Source organism: Oleiagrimonas sp. MCCC 1A03011 (genome assembly GCF_003267965.1).
GTDB classification, from domain to species: Bacteria; Pseudomonadota; Gammaproteobacteria; order Xanthomonadales; family Rhodanobacteraceae; genus Oleiagrimonas; species Oleiagrimonas citrea.
On the sequence record NZ_MSPY01000004.1, the window covers coordinates 282,007 to 300,210 of the forward strand.

At 65.5% G+C, this 18,204-nt stretch carries 13 protein-coding genes; 1 reads left to right on the forward strand and 12 read right to left on the reverse strand.

The genetic code is table 11. From position 1 onward, the window contains the following. From BTJ49_RS10580 to wecB, 4 genes are read right to left on the reverse strand one after another with little or no spacing between them, the layout of a single operon-like run. Positions 1-963 (reverse strand): DUF4434 domain-containing protein, encoded by a 963-nt coding sequence (locus BTJ49_RS10580; RefSeq protein WP_168184716.1) that lies wholly within the window; start codon positions 961-963, stop codon positions 1-3. Continuing rightward, entirely contained in the window at positions 960-3,884 is a 2,925-nt protein-coding gene (locus BTJ49_RS10585; protein ID WP_113065355.1) for a tetratricopeptide repeat protein, read from the reverse strand. Before BTJ49_RS10585 ends, BTJ49_RS10580 begins: the two co-directional genes overlap by 4 nt. Next, positions 3,881-6,115, reverse strand: a complete 2,235-nt coding sequence (locus BTJ49_RS10590) for a glycosyl transferase family protein (protein WP_113065356.1) — start codon at positions 6,113-6,115, stop codon at positions 3,881-3,883. The genes BTJ49_RS10585 and BTJ49_RS10590 overlap by 4 nt, the downstream gene beginning before the upstream one ends. A gap of 19 nt (positions 6,116-6,134) precedes the next feature. Continuing rightward, a complete protein-coding gene (wecB, locus tag BTJ49_RS10595) occupies positions 6,135-7,253 on the reverse strand; it encodes a UDP-N-acetylglucosamine 2-epimerase (non-hydrolyzing) (RefSeq protein ID WP_113065357.1) in 1,119 nt (372 codons plus the stop codon). A 384-nt stretch (positions 7,254-7,637) separates the two neighbouring features. On the opposite strand from wecB, the gene BTJ49_RS10600 reads away from it, so the two are divergent. Beyond that, positions 7,638-9,440, forward strand: coding sequence for a polysaccharide deacetylase family protein (locus BTJ49_RS10600; protein ID WP_168184717.1), 1,803 nt, complete (start codon positions 7,638-7,640; stop codon positions 9,438-9,440). Positions 9,441-9,510: 70 nt separating this feature from the next. Here the strand turns inward: BTJ49_RS10600 and secF are convergent, their stop codons facing one another. The 8 genes from secF to BTJ49_RS10640 form a co-directional block, all read right to left on the reverse strand. Then, positions 9,511-10,476 (reverse strand): protein translocase subunit SecF, encoded by a 966-nt coding sequence (secF, locus tag BTJ49_RS10605; RefSeq protein ID WP_113065359.1) that lies wholly within the window; start codon positions 10,474-10,476, stop codon positions 9,511-9,513. A gap of 15 nt (positions 10,477-10,491) precedes the next feature. Beyond that, positions 10,492-12,384, reverse strand: a complete 1,893-nt coding sequence (secD, locus tag BTJ49_RS10610) for a protein translocase subunit SecD (RefSeq protein ID WP_113065360.1) — start codon at positions 12,382-12,384, stop codon at positions 10,492-10,494. Between the two features lie 76 nt (positions 12,385-12,460). Next, entirely contained in the window at positions 12,461-12,730 is a 270-nt protein-coding gene (gene yajC / locus BTJ49_RS10615; protein WP_255420382.1) for a preprotein translocase subunit YajC, read from the reverse strand. 241 nt (positions 12,731-12,971) lie between these two features. Beyond that, on the reverse strand, positions 12,972-14,096 hold the full coding sequence (tgt, locus tag BTJ49_RS10620) for a tRNA guanosine(34) transglycosylase Tgt (protein WP_113065362.1): 1,125 nt from the start codon (positions 14,094-14,096) through the stop codon (positions 12,972-12,974). Positions 14,097-14,371: 275 nt separating this feature from the next. Further along, complete coding sequence (gene queA / locus BTJ49_RS10625; protein WP_113065363.1) at positions 14,372-15,403, reverse strand: tRNA preQ1(34) S-adenosylmethionine ribosyltransferase-isomerase QueA; 1,032 nt, start codon at positions 15,401-15,403, stop codon at positions 14,372-14,374. Between the two features lie 224 nt (positions 15,404-15,627). Then, positions 15,628-16,230 (reverse strand): response regulator transcription factor, encoded by a 603-nt coding sequence (locus BTJ49_RS10630; protein ID WP_113065399.1) that lies wholly within the window; start codon positions 16,228-16,230, stop codon positions 15,628-15,630. Then, on the reverse strand, positions 16,227-17,420 hold the full coding sequence (locus BTJ49_RS10635) for a sensor histidine kinase (protein ID WP_240601810.1): 1,194 nt from the start codon (positions 17,418-17,420) through the stop codon (positions 16,227-16,229). The genes BTJ49_RS10630 and BTJ49_RS10635 overlap by 4 nt, the downstream gene beginning before the upstream one ends. Positions 17,421-17,456: 36 nt before the next feature. Then, on the reverse strand, positions 17,457-18,200 hold the full coding sequence (locus BTJ49_RS10640; RefSeq protein ID WP_206098397.1) for an ABC transporter permease: 744 nt from the start codon (positions 18,198-18,200) through the stop codon (positions 17,457-17,459). Between the last annotated feature and the right edge of the window lie 4 nt (positions 18,201-18,204).

Genomic DNA, 18,204 nt, shown 5'->3' on the forward strand with positions numbered 1-18,204 from the left:
TCAGGGGCTGTCCGCCCAGCCGTTGTGCATCTCCGGCGCGAACCCCGCCGCCTTGCGATCGGCCTCGCGGATGCGCTGCATGCCCGGCAGGTAGCGCATCTCGAAGTACACGCTGTCGCCGTCGCACGGCGCCTGCTGCGCCAGGGCCTCGCGGATCGAATCGGCGGCCAGCGGCCGCGCCGCGAAGCGTTCGTCTCCGGATGTCTGTTCGAACAGCTCGTACACCACACCATGCGCCAGACGCGCCTTGCAGCGCTGCAATGGCGCCATGTACAACGCGCGCTCATGATGCGTGAGCCGTCCAGTGCCCGCGCCATCCTGCACCCACACGCGCACGCCGGTCGCATCCAGCTCGCGCAGCAGTCGCGCATAGGCCTCCGGTGCCATGTGTCCGGCGAAGAACGTGCTCACATACACCGGCGCCCGGTGCAGGGCCTGCAAGGCGCGCACCTCGGTACGCAAGTGTTCCAGCAACACGGCACGCGCATCGCCTTCCCGCCAGCGCAGATCGTCGACTTCGATCGGCAGGTACCACGCAAGCACGGCGTCGGAACCCAGTTCCCGCAGCCAGGTCCGCGCCAGGGAGCGATCCGTCTCGGCCAGCTCGCGAAAGTAGGTGCCAAGCTGCTCCGGCGGCGCCTTCTGCCGCGTGAAGAACTGCGGATCGGCGCCCAGACCGAGCACCAGCTTCAACCCCGACGCACGCGCTTCGCGCAGTCTGTTCGCCAGCCAGCTGCGTTCGCGTGCGCCCGTGAAGGCATCGCCATAGGCCACCCACTGCACGGCCAGCGTGTCGAAGCCCATCGCGCGAATGCGCTGGAAGAATTTCGGCCAGTCCGCATCGGGCACGGCGAGATCGGCGCGTTGCGGCTGATAGAACAGCACCTTGGGTGCCGCCCAGGCACCAACATGGATGCAGCTCGCCAACGCGAACAGCGCGACCAGGACAAGGCGCCGGCTCACCAGTGTTTCCCCACGGTCAGATACACGGCGTTGCGCTCCGGCAGATAGCTGGTGAATGCATGCTGGACTTCGACCCCGATGCTGAAGCGATGCCGGTAGGCGTCGTACCGGCTTTCGCCGTACCAGACGTTCCAGCGCACGCCCACGCCGACGCGCACGTCGCGTCCGAAGCCGGCGCCGTGGGCGCGGTCGAGGCCATTGAACTGCGCGTGCGCGTAAGGCTCCAGCGTCTGGCCGGCGGCAAGACGGCGATGCACACTCACGCGGTAATCCACGGTGACGGCGGTCTGCGTGCTGCGGAAGTAGTGCGCCAGGTCCAGGTACAGATTCTGCGTCGCCCACCAGCGCGTGCCCGGCCGCCAGTCCTGGTTGTAGCGATCGCGGAACGCGGTGGAATAGCTGAAGCGCGCCATGGTGTCGCTGCGCGTGTCCGGATGGTTGTCCAGTGGTGCCTGCTGCTCCAGCGAAAAGACCGCGTTATGCCTGCGCCACGGCTTCCAGTGCAGACCGACGCCCAGCATCGGCGTATGCGTCGGCCACACGTCTCCGCCGCGGCCGCTGCCGGCGAAGACGCGCGCATAGGCCGACAGACCTCCGCTGCGCTCGCTACGCCAGGCATCGTCCAGGCGATACTGCGCCTCGGCCTGGAAGTAGCTTCGGTAGGACACGCCCGGCGCGATCGGATTGGACGCGGAGCTGATCGTGTCGCCCAGAATCAGATCGGCATCGAAGCTCCAGCGGCGCCCCAGGTCCTCGTGCAGGCGTCGCAGCGCGAAACGCTGCTGCGACTGCGCGACGTCCTGCCCCTGACCACCTTGCGCATCGAGACGATCGATGGCCAGTGCCGCGTAATGCCGCGCCGCGCTGCGATCGCCGCGCTCCTGGTTCAGATACATCAGCTGCCGGATGAGCGAGGCGTCGCTGGGCATCGCCTCGCGCGCGCGCTCGAACTGCTCGATGGCCGGTCCGATCGCGCCGCGCTGCAAGTGCACATAGCCGATGCGACGGGCCAGCACGGCGTTCTGCGGCATCATTCCCTGCGCCTCCAGCAACGCATCCAGCGCTGCCTCCGAGTGGCCGCTGTGCTGCTGCGCGTCGGCCAGCGCCATGTAGTAGTCCGGATCGGGCCGCAGTGCGATGGCGCGCTGCATGGCGTTGATCGCCGCCGGCGACGCATCCGGTTCGGCGCGCGCACGCAGCCACCAGTAGCGGTCGCCCAACGCAGCTTCGCGCTCGGCATACGTCTGCAACCACGTACGCGCCTCCTCGCGATGGCCGGCCTCCAGCGCCGTGGTCGCCGCGGCCAGAAGATCCTCGTCACGCAATTGTTCCGGCGTCATGTCGCGCCAGATGCCCATGGCCGTGTTCATGTCCTTCGCGGCGAACGCCTGATAGGCGAGCATGCGCGCGGTCTCAGCATCCGGCTGCAGGCGATAGGCCTGTGCGTAGGCGTGCTGCGCCAGACCGGGGTGTCCCACGCGGTAGCAGTCACCCAGCGCCCGCCACGCCTGTGGCGGCGCATCGCCGGGCAGTCCGCCCATCGTCGCACGCAACCCCCGGCAATCCTGCAGCGCCACCCAGACACGCAACTGCCCCGCACGAAGGCGGGCGTCAGACAGCGGGGTGCGCAACCGCACGCGCGCCGCATCATCGATCAGGCTCGGCCGTGAACCGGCCAGCAACGCCAGGCGAGCGAACAGTGGATCGGGATCGGGCGCAGTGGCGAAGGGGTAGGATTCCATCAACAGCGCAACCGCCTGCGCCTCCGCTCCGGCATCGAGCAATCGATAGCTGGACACATCCAGTGAAGCCTGCCCGCCCGGAGCGTCGCGCATGGCCCGTGCATGCGCCAGCGCTTCGTCATAGCGCCCCTGCCGCAGCGTGACCTCGAAACGCTGCTCGCGGAAACCGTTCGCCGGGAGACGCCGCAGCATGCGTTCGGCCAGCGGCCATTGCTCGGCGTGCATCGCCTGCGGCAACAACAATCCCGCATGCAGCCGACGCCCGGCCGCGGTGCGCGGCTGATATGCGCGCATCAGCGAAGGCTGCTGACGCCTCACCTTCTGCAGCAAGTAGATCCACTGTTTTTCCTGTGTCTCGTCTTCGAACTCGGGAGCGCCCGTACGCAGGTAGCCGGCCAGCACATTCAGATCTCCGCGTCGGGCCAGCAACTGCGCCAGCGCCAGACGCTGCGTGGCCGCATCCAGACCGCTGCGCTGCTGCAGCTCCCGCGCACGCTGCGGACGGTCCAGCACCAGCAGCACGTTGAACCACTGTTCGCCTTCGGCGCGACTGAGCGCGCCCTGACGTTCGAGCACCTCGAACTGGCGCGCGGCGAGCGCCATGTCGCCATCGTGAATGGCGCGTTGCGCCAACGAACGCCGCAGAGCCAGCCCCTCCGGACTGCGCGTGAAGTAGCCCGCATCCAGTTCCCGCTCGGCAGCCTGCAACCGACCGTCACGCAGCGCCTCGAAGCCGCGCTGCGCGCGACAGGTCGCCGAATCGTGCTGTGCACAGTTCACCGCAGTCTTCGCGGTCGCGGCATCCAGAGCCTGCAACGCGGCCACCAGGCGAGGATCATCCGGGGTATCCAGCAATTGCCGGACCAGCACGCCGCGCGCACGCGACGCTTCGCTGAAACGTTGATAGGCCGTCGCCAGATCCAGCGCGGTGCCCACACTCTTCGGTGCCAGTGAGCGCGCATGCTCGAACTCGGCAATCGCCCGCGCGGCGTCGCCGCGGCGCATGGCTTCATGGGCTCGCTGTTGATGCGGATAGATGAGAAAACGCCGGTAGGCGCTGACATCATCGTAGCGACCGGATGCCGATTGCGCCGCCGCCGGCGCGGTCGGCGTCTGGGCGCTGGCGGCCGCAGCCGCCAGAAGCAGCGCGATGCATGCGGAAAGCCGACGCACGTTCATCCTCGTGCTCCTGCAGCCAGCGGCGTTCGCGCTGTGTGCGTTGCATGGAAATCGCTCAGCATGTCCTCAATCTGCGGCTGGAGAGCCGCCTGCATCGCCAACGCATGACGTAGCGTGTCCGGATCGATCGCGCCCTGCTCGACCAGGAAGTCGCCAAGCCGTTGTTCGCTGCGGGCGTGATTGAGCAACATCGCACGCAGCACGATCTCGTCCAGATAGCCCCGCGCGACCAGCACCTCGCCCAGCATCACCTGGTGCGAGACATAGCGTTCCCACAACGCACTGGCCTGCTCGCGGCGGATTCTCCCCGAGCGTACGGCCTGATCCAGCGCCTCGATGCCGGCCGCATCCCCCGCCCGGGCATGCCAGTGGCGCAGACCGACCGTGACCTGCCCCTTGTGCGCCAGCACATAGCGCACGCGCCGATCGAGCTTGCGCGCCAAGGCCGCCAGCGAGACGGGATCGATGTAGGCCTCACTGGCCAGCACCAGTTCGTCCTCCTCGACCCGCAGCGGCAACACGGCGTAGTGCAGCGCAACGTGCGCGGGCATGCAGGCGATGGTCGCGGAATCGATCATGCGCGCATCGATCGATTCGCACGGCACACCGAACTGCTCAGCCATCGGCTCCGCCAGTTGTTCGGGGCGCACCAACCCAGCGTGGATCAACGAACTGTACAGATGCAGGCCGTCGATGCGATCGCGTGTGGCCTGCGATATCTGCGTTTTGCTCAAGGCCCCCTGCGCGACGAGGATGTCCTCCAGCGCCCGCAGTCCGCGTCCCGCGCCGCCCAGGCTCGGGAAATCGTGTGTGGTCTTGTCCCAGGCCACACGGCGCGGATCGCCGCAGCGAATGATCTGCATGATCGCGCGGCAGTTGGCCAGGAAGTTGATGAGGTTGCCCCACAGCAGGCGCGGAATCGACAGTAGCCCCTGCACCAGCCCGTAGTAGCCGGAGACGAAGATCACGCGCTGCAGCATGCGGTTCGCCATCAGCAGCAGGTTGGCCATCAGCAGGGCATGGAACCACCAGCCTCCGGTGAAGATGGATAGGAACTTCGGCGATGCCGGCCACAGCAATTGCACCAGCCAAAGAATTGCCAGCTGCAGCAGAATCAGCATCGCGGCGAAGCTGACGAAATTGTTCAGCGCGCCCTTGCGATCGCGCCACAGGAAATAGTCGAGCACCGGCTTGCCGGTCCAGCCGTGGGTGCGGAACCCCTGGTAGACGATGCCGATGATCCAACGCGACTTCTGCCGTACTGCCGTGCTCAGCCGGTCGGGAAAATATTCGCGCACGCAGATCACGCTCGATTCCCGCCGGCTGTCGCCGAAGTGACGCGGCCGCCCGCACCGTGCATTCGCGGCGCCCACGGCGAAGCGCACGAAGACTTCCTGCATGCCGCGCTGCTTCAGCCGCAGACCGATGTCGTAGTCCTCGGTCAGGCTCTGCACGTCGAAAGCGATGCCGTTGCCCTCTTCGATCAGCGCCAGCACCGCGCGTCGGCTGAAGCAGGTGCCGACGCCCGCGCTCGGAACCTGACCGGCCAGCGCCTCGCGCACCGGCACGTCTTTGCCGTGCAGCTCGGCGAATTCGTCCAGGTAGTGCAGGCTGGTGAAGTTTGCCCACTGCCGTTCGAATGGATACACCGGCACCTGGATCAGATCCTTGCGCGCGACCAGATAGTTGAACAGACGCAACTCCATCGCGGACAGCACATCCTCGGCGTCGTGCAATATGAAGCCGGCGAAGGCGATGCGCGCCTGCGACTCGAACCGCATGATCGCGTCGAGCACGTTGTTCAGACAGTCCGCCTTGCTGGTCGGCCCGGGGCGCGCGCAAACCACCTTGTGCACATTGGGAAACCGCGCGCAGACTTCGTCCACATCGCGCTGGGTAGCCTCGTCGTTGGGATAGGTGCCGACGAAGATGTGATAGTTCTCGTAATCGAGCGTGGTAGCCGCCAGTTCGGCCATGTGACCGATCACGCCCGTTTCCTGCCAGGCCGGCACCATGATCGCCAGCGGCTTCTCGTCCGGTTCGTACAAGGTGCGGTAGTCCATCCGCTCGGAACGTCGGTACACCGTCAGCGCACGCCAACCGCGCCGAAACCAGTACACGAGGTCGATGAACAGGTCGTCGAGACCGCTGATGAGCATCAGCAGCGCGACCACGATGACGACCAGGCTCAGGCCGAACAGGTAGGTCGAGAAGACATCCACCAGTGACATGTCACGCCTCCTTGATGGCTCATGCGACCGTGGCCATGGGCGCCGTCTCCGCGACACGCAATGCGTCATGCAGGACCCGCTCGATATGCTCGCAAGCATGTCCGTCGCCGAATGGATTCCCGGCGTGGCACATGCGCATGTATTCCTCGCGGTCGTTCCACAGCGCCTCGACCTGCGCCACAATGCGCTCGCTCTGCGTGCCGGCCAGTCGCGCGCAACCGCGCTCGATCGCTTCGGGCCGTTCGGTCTCGTTGCGCAGCACCAGCAGCGGCACGCCGAAGGTCGGCGCCTCTTCCTGCAGGCCGCCCGAATCGGTCAACACCAGCCATGCATCAACCAGTGCCTGCTGCATCTGCAGATAGTCCATCGGTGGCGTCAGCAGGACGTTGTCCAGATCGCCGAGAATCGCATGCACGGGACGCTGCACCACCGGATTGAGATGCACCGGGAAGTGCACAGGAAGGTCCGGATGCCGTCTCGCCACCTCGGCGACTGCGCGGCAAATAGCTTCCATGTCGCTGCCCCAGTTCTCGCGTCGGTGCGCCGTGACCAGAAGGTGACCGCGCCCGCGAACGCTGCGCCGGATGCGCCGATGCTTGACCACCCAATGCTGCGCGTCGACCACCGTATTGCCGGTGACTGTCACCAACGGCGACGGAATGCCTTCCTCGTGGAGCGAAGCCGCGGCACGATCGGTGGGCGCGAAATGGAAGCGCGTGATGCGACTGATCATCTGCCGCAGTCCCTCTTCCGGAAACGGCCGCTGAAGATTGCCGGTGCGCAGCCCGGCTTCCACATGTGCCACCGGAACGTGCTGATAGAACGAAGTCAGGGCGCCGAGATATGTGCTTTCCGTATCACCCTGCACCACGGTCAGTGACCACGATCGCGAAGCCAGAATTGCGTCCAATTGCAGTCGGCAACCGGCGCTGAACTCGGTCAGACTTTCGCCGCCGCGATTCAAGGAAAGATCCGGCACGATGTCGAAGCAGCCGTGCATCTGCCGCGCCATCGCGTCGTGCTGCCCGGTGTGTAGCCAGCAGGGACGCGCCCAGGATGTCGCGCGCAACGCATGGTAGAGCGGCGCGAGCTTGATCACCTCCGGACGCGTTCCCGAAACCATCAGAATGTCATGCATGGCGTTTGCCTCCTCATGAGGTATTCGTTCCCCCCATGACGTCCCGGTCAACTCGCTTTCACGGCGTTCCGGCGACTCCTTCGCATTTTTGATTGCAGCCATGCAGTGGCACGAAACACCGATCTTTTCTAAGCCTCCAAATCGTTCGGAGGGGATATCGAGTATCCGCGCTTCGGCGCGCTATTTCGCCTGTCGAATCGTTCTATATCCAACGGGGGTAAAGCCAAGACGGCTTTTGTGGAGCACACTTTTCAGACACGAGATTCCGCTCTCGAGGAACGCGAATCGCCATCGCACACCACCCGAGCGGGACACCCACACAAGCTCGATGAGGACATCCCCATGTCTGGCTCAGACTCCCCTCTCCGCACACCAGGCAAGGTCATGCACACCGTGTGGCTGACCGCGCTGGCCCTGTTCCTCGCCACACCGGCGCTGGCCGGACCGGCACCGCACGATTCGCATGGCAAGCCGAGCATCCAGCTCCCACTGGCTCCTGGCGGATCCATCGCCGACCGCACGCTGCCTGCGCCTCCCGCGCCGTCCAGCGCGACGCTTCCGACGAGCCGTCCGAGTCTCGACAGCGCATCGCGCTTGCAGATGCCGACGCCGCAAACCTTCGCCGCGTTGCTCTCGCCCTCGGTGCTGCCGGCCGCCGTGCCGACGCTCTTTGCCGCCGCACCCGGCGCGGATGCCGAACGCAACACGCTGATCCTGTACGACAGCACCGGCGCCTGGGCCTGGCTCGGCGAAGCCTATGCGGTGCAGACCGGCAACCTGGTCTCGCACGCCAGCCGCTACACCATGCATCCGGCCATCGATTACGTCGCCGGAGAAATGGACGGCTATACGGGTATGATCTATATCGGCTCGACCTACGACGAACCGTTGCCGACCGCCCTGCTCGATGATGTGCTGGCCACCGACAAGCCCGTGCTGTGGATGAACAGCAACATCTGGCAGCTCAGCCAGCGCGCGGGCGATTTCGGCACGCGCTTCGGCTGGATGCCGCTGTTCTACAACTTCGACGAGGCCCTGACGGTCACCTACAAAGGCGTGGATCTGACCCGCAGCGCACTGGCGGTTCCCTCCGGCCTGCTTCAGACGTCGATCCTCGACCCGACCATGGCCGAGGCCGTCGCCACCATCACCGACAGCAATGGCGTGACCTCGCCCTGGGCCACCCGTTCCGGCCATTTCACCTACATCGGCGAGATCCCCTTCAGCTATGTCGGTTCCGATGATCGCTACCTCGCCGCCGTCGATCTGATCGGCCAGGTGGCCGATCCGAACATGCCTGATCGCAATCGCGCGCTGGTGCGCATCGAGGACGTCGGTCCCGATGCCAGTCCGAACCGGCTACGCCGTATCGCCGACTACCTCTACAGCCGCGGCGTGCCCTTCAGCGTGGCGGTATACACGCATTACCTCGATCCGAACGGCGTCTACAACGACGGTGTGCCGGTCAGTCAGCCGATGTCCGCACGCCAGTCGCGCCGCGTGCGCGCCGCGTTGCAGTACATGGTCGAACGCGGCGGCACCCTGCTGATGCACGGCTACACGCATCAGTATCAGGACATCCCCAATCCGTACAGCGGCGTCAGCGCGGATGATTTCGAGTTCTATCGCTCGCACATCAGCGCCGACGACTACGTGATCTACGACGCGCCGCCGGCAGAGGACTCGGCCGCTTGGACGCAGCTCCGCATCGATGCCGCCTTCGCCGAGTTCGCGGCATCCGGTCTGCCGACACCGACCATCTTCGAGTTCCCGCACTACGCGGGCTCGGCCATCGACTACCAGGTCGTGCAGCAGAACTTCGGCGTTCGTTACGACCGCGCTCTGTACGCCGCCGGCTGGTGCCCGAACGGCGCCTGCGGAAGCGGCACGCCGGACTACACGCGCATCTACGGACAGTTCTTCCCGTACACCGTGCGCGATATCTTCGGCTCCATTGTCCTGCCGGAAAGCCTGGGCAACGTCGAACCGGTGGAGGTAAACCACCATCCGCCACGCTCGGTGCAGGACATTCTTGCCAGTGCGCAGCGGAACACGGTCATCAAGGACAACGTGCAGAGCTTCTTCTTCCATCCCTACCTGCCGCTGAACCAGCTCAAGAAACTGGTCCAGGGTATCCAGGGCATGGGGTACGAATTCGTCTCGCCGGAAACGCTCAAGGACGGCTGACGCGCATCGCGGATACACAAAGGGCCCGGCATGACCGGGCCCTTTGCATGTTTCGGCGAAGCTGCGAGCGTCAGGGGCGACGCGCGAGTTCCGGGTTGTCCTTGGTCACCGGCATCAGGTCCTTCTTCGACACGCCCAGCCACAGCAGGATCGGGCTGGCGATGAAGATCGAGGACAGCGTGCCGATCAGGATGCCGATCAGCATGGTGATGGCGAAACCGTGCACGGCCGGGCCGCCGAAGAAGTACAGTGCGGCCATGGTGATCGCCGTGAACAGCGAAGTGATGATGGTTCGCGACAGCGTATTGTTGATCGAGCGGTTCAGCACTTCCTCCGGCTCGGCCTTGCGCGCCAGACGGAACAGTTCGCGCACGCGATCGAACACCACGACCTTGTCGTTGATCGAGTAGCCGACCACGGCCAGCACCGAGGCCAGCACGGTCAGGTCGAACTGGCGCCCGGTCAACGCGATGATACCGACGGTAACCAGCGCATCGTGGACCTCGGTCACTACGGCAGCGATGGCGAAGCGTCGCTCGAAGCGGATCCACAGGTAGCCCATGATACCGATGATGACGAAGATCACCGCATAAATGCCGCTGGTGCGCAGTTCGGCGCCGACCTGCGGACCGACGAAGTCGGGCGCGCGGTTCAGCTTGACGTCGCTGCGCTTGGCCTTCAATGCGGCCAGCACGTCCTTGGCGACCTTCGCGGCATCCATCTTTCCGCCGGCCTTGACCGCGTCCGGGTCGGCCTTCGGCTGCAGGCGAATCGACAGGTCGGTGGAGTTGCCCAGGCTCTGTACCACGGCCTCCTTGAAGCCGCCCGAGGTCAAGGCCGCGCGCGCATTGGCGATCTGCACCGGCTTGGAATAACTCACCTCGACGAGTACGCCGCCGGTGAAGTCCATGCCGTAGTTCAGACCGCGCGTGGCGATCACGAACACCGAGCCCAGCATCAACAACACGGCCAGCACGATCGAGATCTTGCGCAGGCCAAGGAAGTTGACGTTGCTGTTGTGATTGAAAATTTCCATGGAGCTTCCCGGCCTTTAGACGGAGAGGGTCTTCAGCTTGCGCCGACCGTGAATGAGTGCCGTGATCGCATGCGTGACCGTCACCGAAGTGAACATCGAGGTCAGGATGCCGATGAACAGCGTCACGCCGAAGCCGCGGATCGGGCCCGAGCCCATGGTCATCAGCGCCATGGCCGCGAGCAGATGGGTGACGTTGGCGTCGAGAATCGTCGCCCACGCCTTCTCGTAGCCCGCGCGGATCGAGGCATGCGGCGTCGAACCGTTGCGCAGTTCCTCACGCACGCGTTCGCAGATCAGCACGTTGGAGTCGATGGCCATGCCCAGTGTCAGCACGATGCCGGCGATGCCCGGCATGGTCAGGGTCACACCGATCATCGACATCACCGCCACCAGCAGCACCAGGTTCAGCACCAGGGCGATGTCGGCGACCAGGCCAAACAGCTTGTAGTAGATCAGCGCAGCCAGCAGCACCAGGCTCAGACCCAGGATCACCGCGCTGACACCCTTGCGGATGTTGTCGCGTCCCAGGCTGGGTCCGATCACGTGCTGCTCGACGAAGGTCATCGGCGCGGCCAGCGAACCGGCCTTGAGCAGCAGCGCCAGATCCGACGCTTCCTTCGGACTGTCCAGACCGGTGGTCGAGAACTGGCGGCCGAACACGCCATTGACCGTGGCGTAGGAAATCACGCGCTCGCTGGTCTTGAAGCTGTGCACTTCCTTGCCATCGACCATCTTGGTCTGCGGGATGTGATCGATGTAGACCACCGCCATCGGCTTGCCGACGTTGGACTCGGTGAAGGTGCGCATGCGCTTGGCGCCGGCCGCGTTCAGCGTGACCTGCACCTCGGGCGAACCCTGCTGCTGATCGAAGCCGGAATTGGCGTTGGTCAATTCATCGCCAGTAACGATGACCTGCTTGCTGAGCAGGCAGCCGCGCGGGCAGGCCTTGCCGTAGTACAAACGCGCATCCGGCGGAACGATACCCTTCTCCACCGCATCGATGACACGCTGGTCGGGATACTGGGCAATACCGGCGCGGTATTCCAGCGATGCCTGCGCACCGAGGATGCGCTTGGCCTGAGCCGTATCCTGAATGCCGGCCAGGTCGACCACGATGCGGCTGTTGCCCTGCTGCTGCACCAGCGGCTCGGACACGCCCAGCGCGTTGACGCGGTTGCGCAGCGTCGACAGGTTCTGGCGGATGGTGTTCTGCGCCAGCTCGCGCAGTTTGTCCGGCTTGATCTGCATGTCCAGCACGAAGCGGTTGCCGGTGCTGGGGCCGTTGCTGATGTCGAGATCGGGGTACTCGGCGCCGATGGCATCCGTGGCCGCCGAACGATCGGCCTCCGAACGCAGCACCGCCACCACGCCCTTGCCGCCGTGCGACACCGACAGATAGCGGATGTTCTTCTCGCGCAGCAGCTGACGCACATCGCCCGTGTACACCTGCTCCTGACGCTGGCGCACACCGCTCTGGTCGACCTGCATCAGGAAGTGGACGCCGCCCTGGAGATCCAGGCCCAGCGGCATGGAATTGGCATGCAGCGAACGCAGCCACGAAGGCACCGTGCTGGCCAGGTTCGGCGCCACCACGTACTGGTTGCCCAGACCGTCCTTGAGCGCTTCGACCGCCTTGGTCTGCACGTCATCGCTGTGGAAACGCACCAGCATGCGCTGGCTGCCTTCCTGCTTGCTGTCCCCGGTGATGTTGATCTTGTCCCAGGTCAGCTTGTCCTTCTTCAGGATGCTCTCGACCTTGTCCTGCATCGACGCATCGATCCGGGCGCCGCGATTCGCGGAAATCTGCACCGCGGGCTGCGGCGCGAACACGTTCGGCAGCGCGTACAGAAGACCCAGCAGCAGAACCACCACCACCAGCGCGTATTTCCAGCGTGGGAAATCACTCATGCCTAAATTCCAATGGATGCCGGAACCCGTCGTTCCAGCGCTTGCTTCTGGCCGGCGCGCGCCGACCCTCCCCTTCTTACGACGACTTCAGCGTGCCCTTGGGCAGCACCTGCGCGATCGCGGCGCGCTGCACCTTGATCTGCACGCCTTCGGCCACTTCGACGGTCACGAACGACTCGCCCATCTCGGCGATACGACCGGCCAGACCGCCATTGGTGACCACTTCGTCGCCCTTGCCCAGGGCCGCCACCATGGCGCGATGCTCCTTCTGCCGCTTCATCTGCGGACGGATCATCATGAAATACATCAGGCCGAACAGGACCACCATCATGATGATGAAGCCCATGCCGCCACCCGCCTGACCGGCGCTGCCGCCGGCCGCGGCGCCCTGCAGGAACACTGCGGAAGTGAAAACGCTCATAATTTTTCTCGCAAGTTGCGGTGTGGAAAGGAAATCTTTCCGGACCGGTAAAAAGACCCCGGATTATGCCACGTGCACCGCCCCGTTGCATGGAAGCGGTCGCCCCGGACATGCGACCGCGCTCACGCCGCCGGGTTCCGGTCGCGGGTCCGGGCCGTTCCGCCGCTCAGTCCGCGCCGGAACGCAGCGCGGCGTAGAAATCGGCGACGAAATCCTCCAGCCCGCCTGCCGCGATGGCGTCCCGCAGCCCCTGCATCAGGCGCTGGTAGTGGCGCAGATTGTGCATGGTGGCCAGATGGCTGCCGAGCATCTCGTTGCAGCGGTCCAGATGGCGCAGATAGGCACGGCTGAAACCGCTGCGACAGGTGTAGCAGTCGCAGCCCTCCTCGATCACCCGCGTGTCGCGCGCGAACTTCGCGTTGCGGATGCGCAGCGTACCGGTGCGGGTGAACAGGAACCCGTTGCGGGCGTTGCGGGTCGGCATCACGCAATCGAACATGTCGATGCCGCGGCGTACCGCCTCGACGATGTCCTGCGGACGCCCCACGCCCATCAGGTAGCGCGGCTTGTCCGCAGGCAGCAGCGGCACGGTGTGCTCCAGTGTGCGGTTGCGCTCGTCCTCCGGCTCGCCCACGGCCAGTCCGCCGACCGCATAGCCGTCGAAGCCGATGTCCACCAGTCCCCGCGCCGATCGCGTGCGCAGCGCCTCGTACACACCACCCTGGACGATGCCGAACAGGTTGTTGGGATTGCCCAGCTCATCGAACGCGCGGCGCGAGCGCTCGGCCCAGCGCAGCGACAGCTCCATCGAGTCCGCCGCCTGCTTCTCCGTGGCCGGGTATGGCGTGCATTCGTCGAAGATCATCGCCACGTCGGAATCCAGCACGTGCTGGATGCGCATCGATTCCTCCGGCGACAGAAACACCTTCGAGCCGTCCACCGGCGAGGCAAACGTCACGCCCTCTTCGGTGATCTTGCGCTTGTGCGCCAGCGAGAACACCTGGAAACCGCCCGAGTCGGTGAGGATCGGACCGTCCCAGCCGATCATCCGATGCAGGCCGCCAAAATCGCCGATCACGTCCAGCCCCGGACGCAGGAACAGATGGAAGGTGTTGCCGAGAATCATCTGCGCGCCGATCTCGGTCAGATCGCGCGGCGTCATCGCCTTGACGGTGCCGTAGGTGCCCACGGGCATGAACGCAGGGGTTTCCACCGTGCCGCGCGGGAAGGTCATGCGGCCGCGGCGGGCCGCGCCGTCGGTGGCTTGGAGGTCGAATTTCAGGGAAGGCATCGGGGCATTATCGCGGGGCACGGGCGGTTCGTCATGTGGTCTTCGGCATGTGGGTGCATTTCTGTTCCCAAACAGACTTGCCTGCCGACCATAGCCTTCAGATCTCGGAACCCGGAGGTCTACTGGACTAGCCCGATGGAGTTGCAGGTTGCAGTTAGGGTTTCGACCGCAGTTCGGCGGCCGAGTAACTTCTCTTTGGACAAGCAAAGAGAAGTTACTCGGCCGGCGCCAGCCGGTCGGAACTGCACTTAAACAAGCAACGCAAGCAGCGCGGATCAAGCACCCTGCGGCAGGATCAGCATCGCATCGCCATACGAAAAGAACCGGTACTCCGCCTCCACCGCATGCCGATAGGCGTCGAGCATGAACTCGCGACCGGCCAGCGCCGACACCAGCATCAGCAGCGTCGACTCGGGCAGGTGGAAGTTGGTCAGCAGCCCGTCGATGCTGGTGAAACGGTAGCCGGGGAAAATGAAGATCTGCGTCTCGCCCGCGAACGGGTGCAGCTCGCCCTCGACCGTGGCGCTCTCGAGCGCGCGCACGACGGTGGTGCCGACGGCGATGACGCGGCCGCCTGCGGCGCGGGTGCGGTGGATCTTCTCGATCAGCTCGGCGCCGACATTGAGCCATTCGCGGTGCATGTGATGGTCTTCGATGCGCTCGGCGCGCATCGGCTGGAACGTGCCGGCGCCCACGTGCAGGGTCACGTAACCGCTGTCGACGCCGCGCGCGCGCAGCGCATCCAGCAACGCGTCATCGAAGTGCAGGCCTGCAGTCGGCGCGGCCACGGCGCCCGGTTCGCGCGCGAACACGGTCTGGTAGCGCTCGGCGTCCTCGGCGCTGTCGTCGCGCTCGATATACGGCGGCAGCGGCATGTGGCCGACGCGCAGCAGCACCTTTTCCAGCGGCTCTTCGGTGTCGAAGCGCAGGCGGAAGAACGCATCCTCACGGCCGAGCACCTCGACCGGCGTGCCATCGTCGAGCAGGATGCGGCTGCCCGGCGCCGGCTTCTTGCTGACGCGCATCTGCGCACGCGCCTCGTGCGTGCCGGTCACGCGTTCGAGCAGAATTTCCACCGCGCCGCCAGTCTCCTTGCGCCCGAACAGACGCGCCGGCAGCACGCGGGTGTCATTGAACACCAGCAGATCGCCTTCGCGCAGAAAATCGGGCAGCGCGCGCACGCTGCTGTCCTGCCAACGCGTGTTCGGCACATCCAGCACCAGCATGCGACTGGCCGAACGCTCGGCCAGCGGGGCCTGTGCAATCAGGTGCTGCGGCAGGTCGAAATGGAAATCGGACTTCTTCACGGCAAACGAATTCAGCGGCGGAATCCGCAAAGCATACCCGAGCGTCGTTCCGGCGCATGCCGGGGCCGGCCTGCTCGACGGGGCGACGAAGACACTGGATCCCGGCGTGCACCGGGATGACGACCATTGGGCGTACCGCAATGCGAACGGGGGATGGACGCCGTACGGAACGTGCTTGGCGCAGTCGCGCCCGTCCATGCGCCCCCGGCATGGTTACGCCTTTTTCAAAGCCACCCTTTCTGCCGCGCCAGACGGTAAGCCTCGATGCGGTTGCCGACGCCGAGCTTGCCGATGGCCTCGGATAGGTAGTTGCGCACGGTGCCGTGCGAGAGATTCATGCGTGCAGCGATATCTCCGGCTGACAGCCCCTCACCGGCCAGACGCAGCGCCTGGCGCTCGCGATCGTTGAGCGGGTCGGCCTCGGACCAGGCCTCGACAGCCAGCTCCGGATCGATGGCGCGACCGCCGCGATGCACCATGCGCAACGACTCGGCCAGTTTTTCCGCCGGCGCGTCCTTGAGCAGATACCCAAGCACACCGGCATCGAGCGCACGCCGCAGAAATCCCGGACGGGCGAAGGTGGTCACGATCACCACCTTCACCGGCAACTCGTGCCGCTGGATGCGCTGCGCCAGTTCCAGACCGGTCAGTCCCGGCATCTCGATGTCGGTGACCAGCAGATCCGGCTTTAACCGCTGTATCTCGCGCCAGGCGGCTTCGCCGTCGGCGGCCGAGTCGAGCACCTCGATGTCCGATTCCATATTCAGCAGCGCGGCCAGTGCGCCACGCACCAGGGCCTGGTCCTCGGCCAGCAGAACGCGCATCATGACCATCCTCTCTGTGGCGTGCCCGTCAGCCGCTCCGTCACCGCCTCGACCGACGTGTCCGCACGCGGCGCAGCATTACGCGCCGGCAGCGGCACCGTGACGTGCAACGTCGTGCCCCGATCGCGTGACGAATCGACGCGCAGGGTACCGCCCAGACCCTCCACGCGCTCGCGCATGCCGGCAAGACCGTTGCCGAACGCATCCAGACCGCCGCGTCCGTCGTCGCGAATGCACAAATTCAACACACTCCGCTCCACACTCATCTCCACATCCGTACGTGTAGCGTGGGCGTGCCGCGCGATGTTGGTGACCGCCTCGCGCACGACCAGCGCCAGCACCGTCTCGACGTCGGCCGGCAGCGCACGGCCCGGCGGCTCGTAGCGCATGACCACGCCGCGTGTCTCCAGCATCAGATGCGCCGAAGCCAGCTCCGCCGCCAGATCGGTGGCGCGAATACCGGTCACCGCCGCGCGCACCTCGGCCAGCGCGTTACGCGCAATGCCTTCGGCGTCGGCCAGTTCGCGCCGTGCCGCTTCGTGATCGCGATCGAACAGCTTGCGGGACAGTTCCAGCTTGAGCGTGATCAGCGACAGGGTGTGTCCCAGCAGGTCATGCAGGTCGCGCCCGATGCGCTCCCGTTCGGCGGTCGCCGCCAACCGCCGCACCTCGTCCTGCGAAAGCCGCTGCGCCGCGTTCTTCTGCATGTTGAGGCGTCCGGCCAGACTGCCCGAGGCGGCACTGACGCAGACCGCCACCATCAGCACCATGGCGAACCAGGGCATCCCCACCCACCAGGCTTCGAGCAGCGTCACCGACACGATCATGGCGATGCGCATCCCTGTCGCGCGCAACGACCCCTCGTACGGGACATACACGCAGGCGAAGACCGTGTAACTCCACGCGGACGGGTTGTACGGCAGGGACAGGATGGCCAGCATCGCCATCCCCGCGACATAGATGTTCACCTCGCGCTGCGGACGCACATGGACCAGCGCGAACAGCAGCACGAACAAGGGATAGCCAATGGCCACCGACCACCAGAAACTGGCATGCACCGTGCTGACCAGCGGTGTCACGAAGACCCACAGCGACCACAGCAGGTTCAGCGCATGCAGCCGCGGATTGCCGCCGCAGCGGCGAAACTGCAGTGCCATGGAATCCGGCGCCGGACGCAGAAAAGCTGGCAGCATGATCGGTTCCTCTCTCCACTCCACGGACATGCTACTTCAGCCGTGGCGGCGCAGGCGGCGCGAGGCCAGCCACAACAACCCGACGGCCACGCCCAGCAGGACCCATATATGCACCATCACCGGGGCCTGGGAGAGACCCACCACGCGCTGGGCAATGATGTTGAGATGATAGCTCGGCCAGACCGGCGCGATGGCGGCCAGCCACGACGGCATGGCGCTGAGCGGAAACCACAGGCCGGACAGGAAGGCCATCGGCAAGTACACCAGATTCAGCAATCCCGGCGCGCCCTGCCCCTTGATCAGCGTGCCCACGAACATGCCCAGCGCGCAGAACGGCAGCACGCCGAACACACCGAGCGCCAGCAGCCCCAGGATCTGCGCGCCGCTCAGCGGCACATGCGCCGCGAACACGCCCAGCAGCAGCATCAGAACCATCACCAGACCGCTGACCACCATGGCCATCGCCATCTTGCCCAGCAGATAGGCGCCGGGCGGCATCGGCAGCGCGCGCTTGAGCGTCAGCAAACCGCCATCGCGCTCCAGCGCCAGCGACGCGCCGAAACCGAACAATCCCGGTCCCATCACGCCGAACACACCGTAACTGGCCAACAGATACCGGGACGCGTCCGCATGACCGTGGTTCATCAGCACGCCGAACATGAGGTAGAACACCGCTGGGAACAGCATCAGCGGCAGCATGAAGCCGGGGTTGCGCAGATAGCGCAGACATTCGCTGCGGATCTCGGCCAGGTAGGCGCCGGCCATGCGACGCGGCGTCATGACC

Coding starts and splice junctions, on each gene's coding strand:
- secF (WP_113065359.1), bottom strand. CDS start 10,476: ATGGAAATTTTCAATCACAACAGCAACGTCAACTTCCTTGGCCTGCGC.
- BTJ49_RS10585 (WP_113065355.1), bottom strand. CDS start 3,884: ATGAACGTGCGTCGGCTTTCCGCATGCATCGCGCTGCTTCTGGCGGCT.
- BTJ49_RS10630 (WP_113065399.1), bottom strand. CDS start 16,230: ATGATGCGCGTTCTGCTGGCCGAGGACCAGGCCCTGGTGCGTGGCGCA.
- BTJ49_RS10590 (WP_113065356.1), bottom strand. CDS start 6,115: ATGTCACTGGTGGATGTCTTCTCGACCTACCTGTTCGGCCTGAGCCTG.
- BTJ49_RS10635 (WP_240601810.1), bottom strand. CDS start 17,420: ATGCTGCCAGCTTTTCTGCGTCCGGCGCCGGATTCCATGGCACTGCAG.
- BTJ49_RS10640 (WP_206098397.1), bottom strand. CDS start 18,200: ATGACGCCGCGTCGCATGGCCGGCGCCTACCTGGCCGAGATCCGCAGC.
- tgt (WP_113065362.1), bottom strand. CDS start 14,096: ATGCCTTCCCTGAAATTCGACCTCCAAGCCACCGACGGCGCGGCCCGC.
- secD (WP_113065360.1), bottom strand. CDS start 12,384: ATGAGTGATTTCCCACGCTGGAAATACGCGCTGGTGGTGGTGGTTCTG.
- yajC (WP_255420382.1), bottom strand. CDS start 12,730: ATGGGCTTCATCATCATGATGGTGGTCCTGTTCGGCCTGATGTATTTC.
- wecB (WP_113065357.1), bottom strand. CDS start 7,253: ATGCATGACATTCTGATGGTTTCGGGAACGCGTCCGGAGGTGATCAAG.
- BTJ49_RS10600 (WP_168184717.1), top strand. CDS start 7,638: ATGCACACCGTGTGGCTGACCGCGCTGGCCCTGTTCCTCGCCACACCG.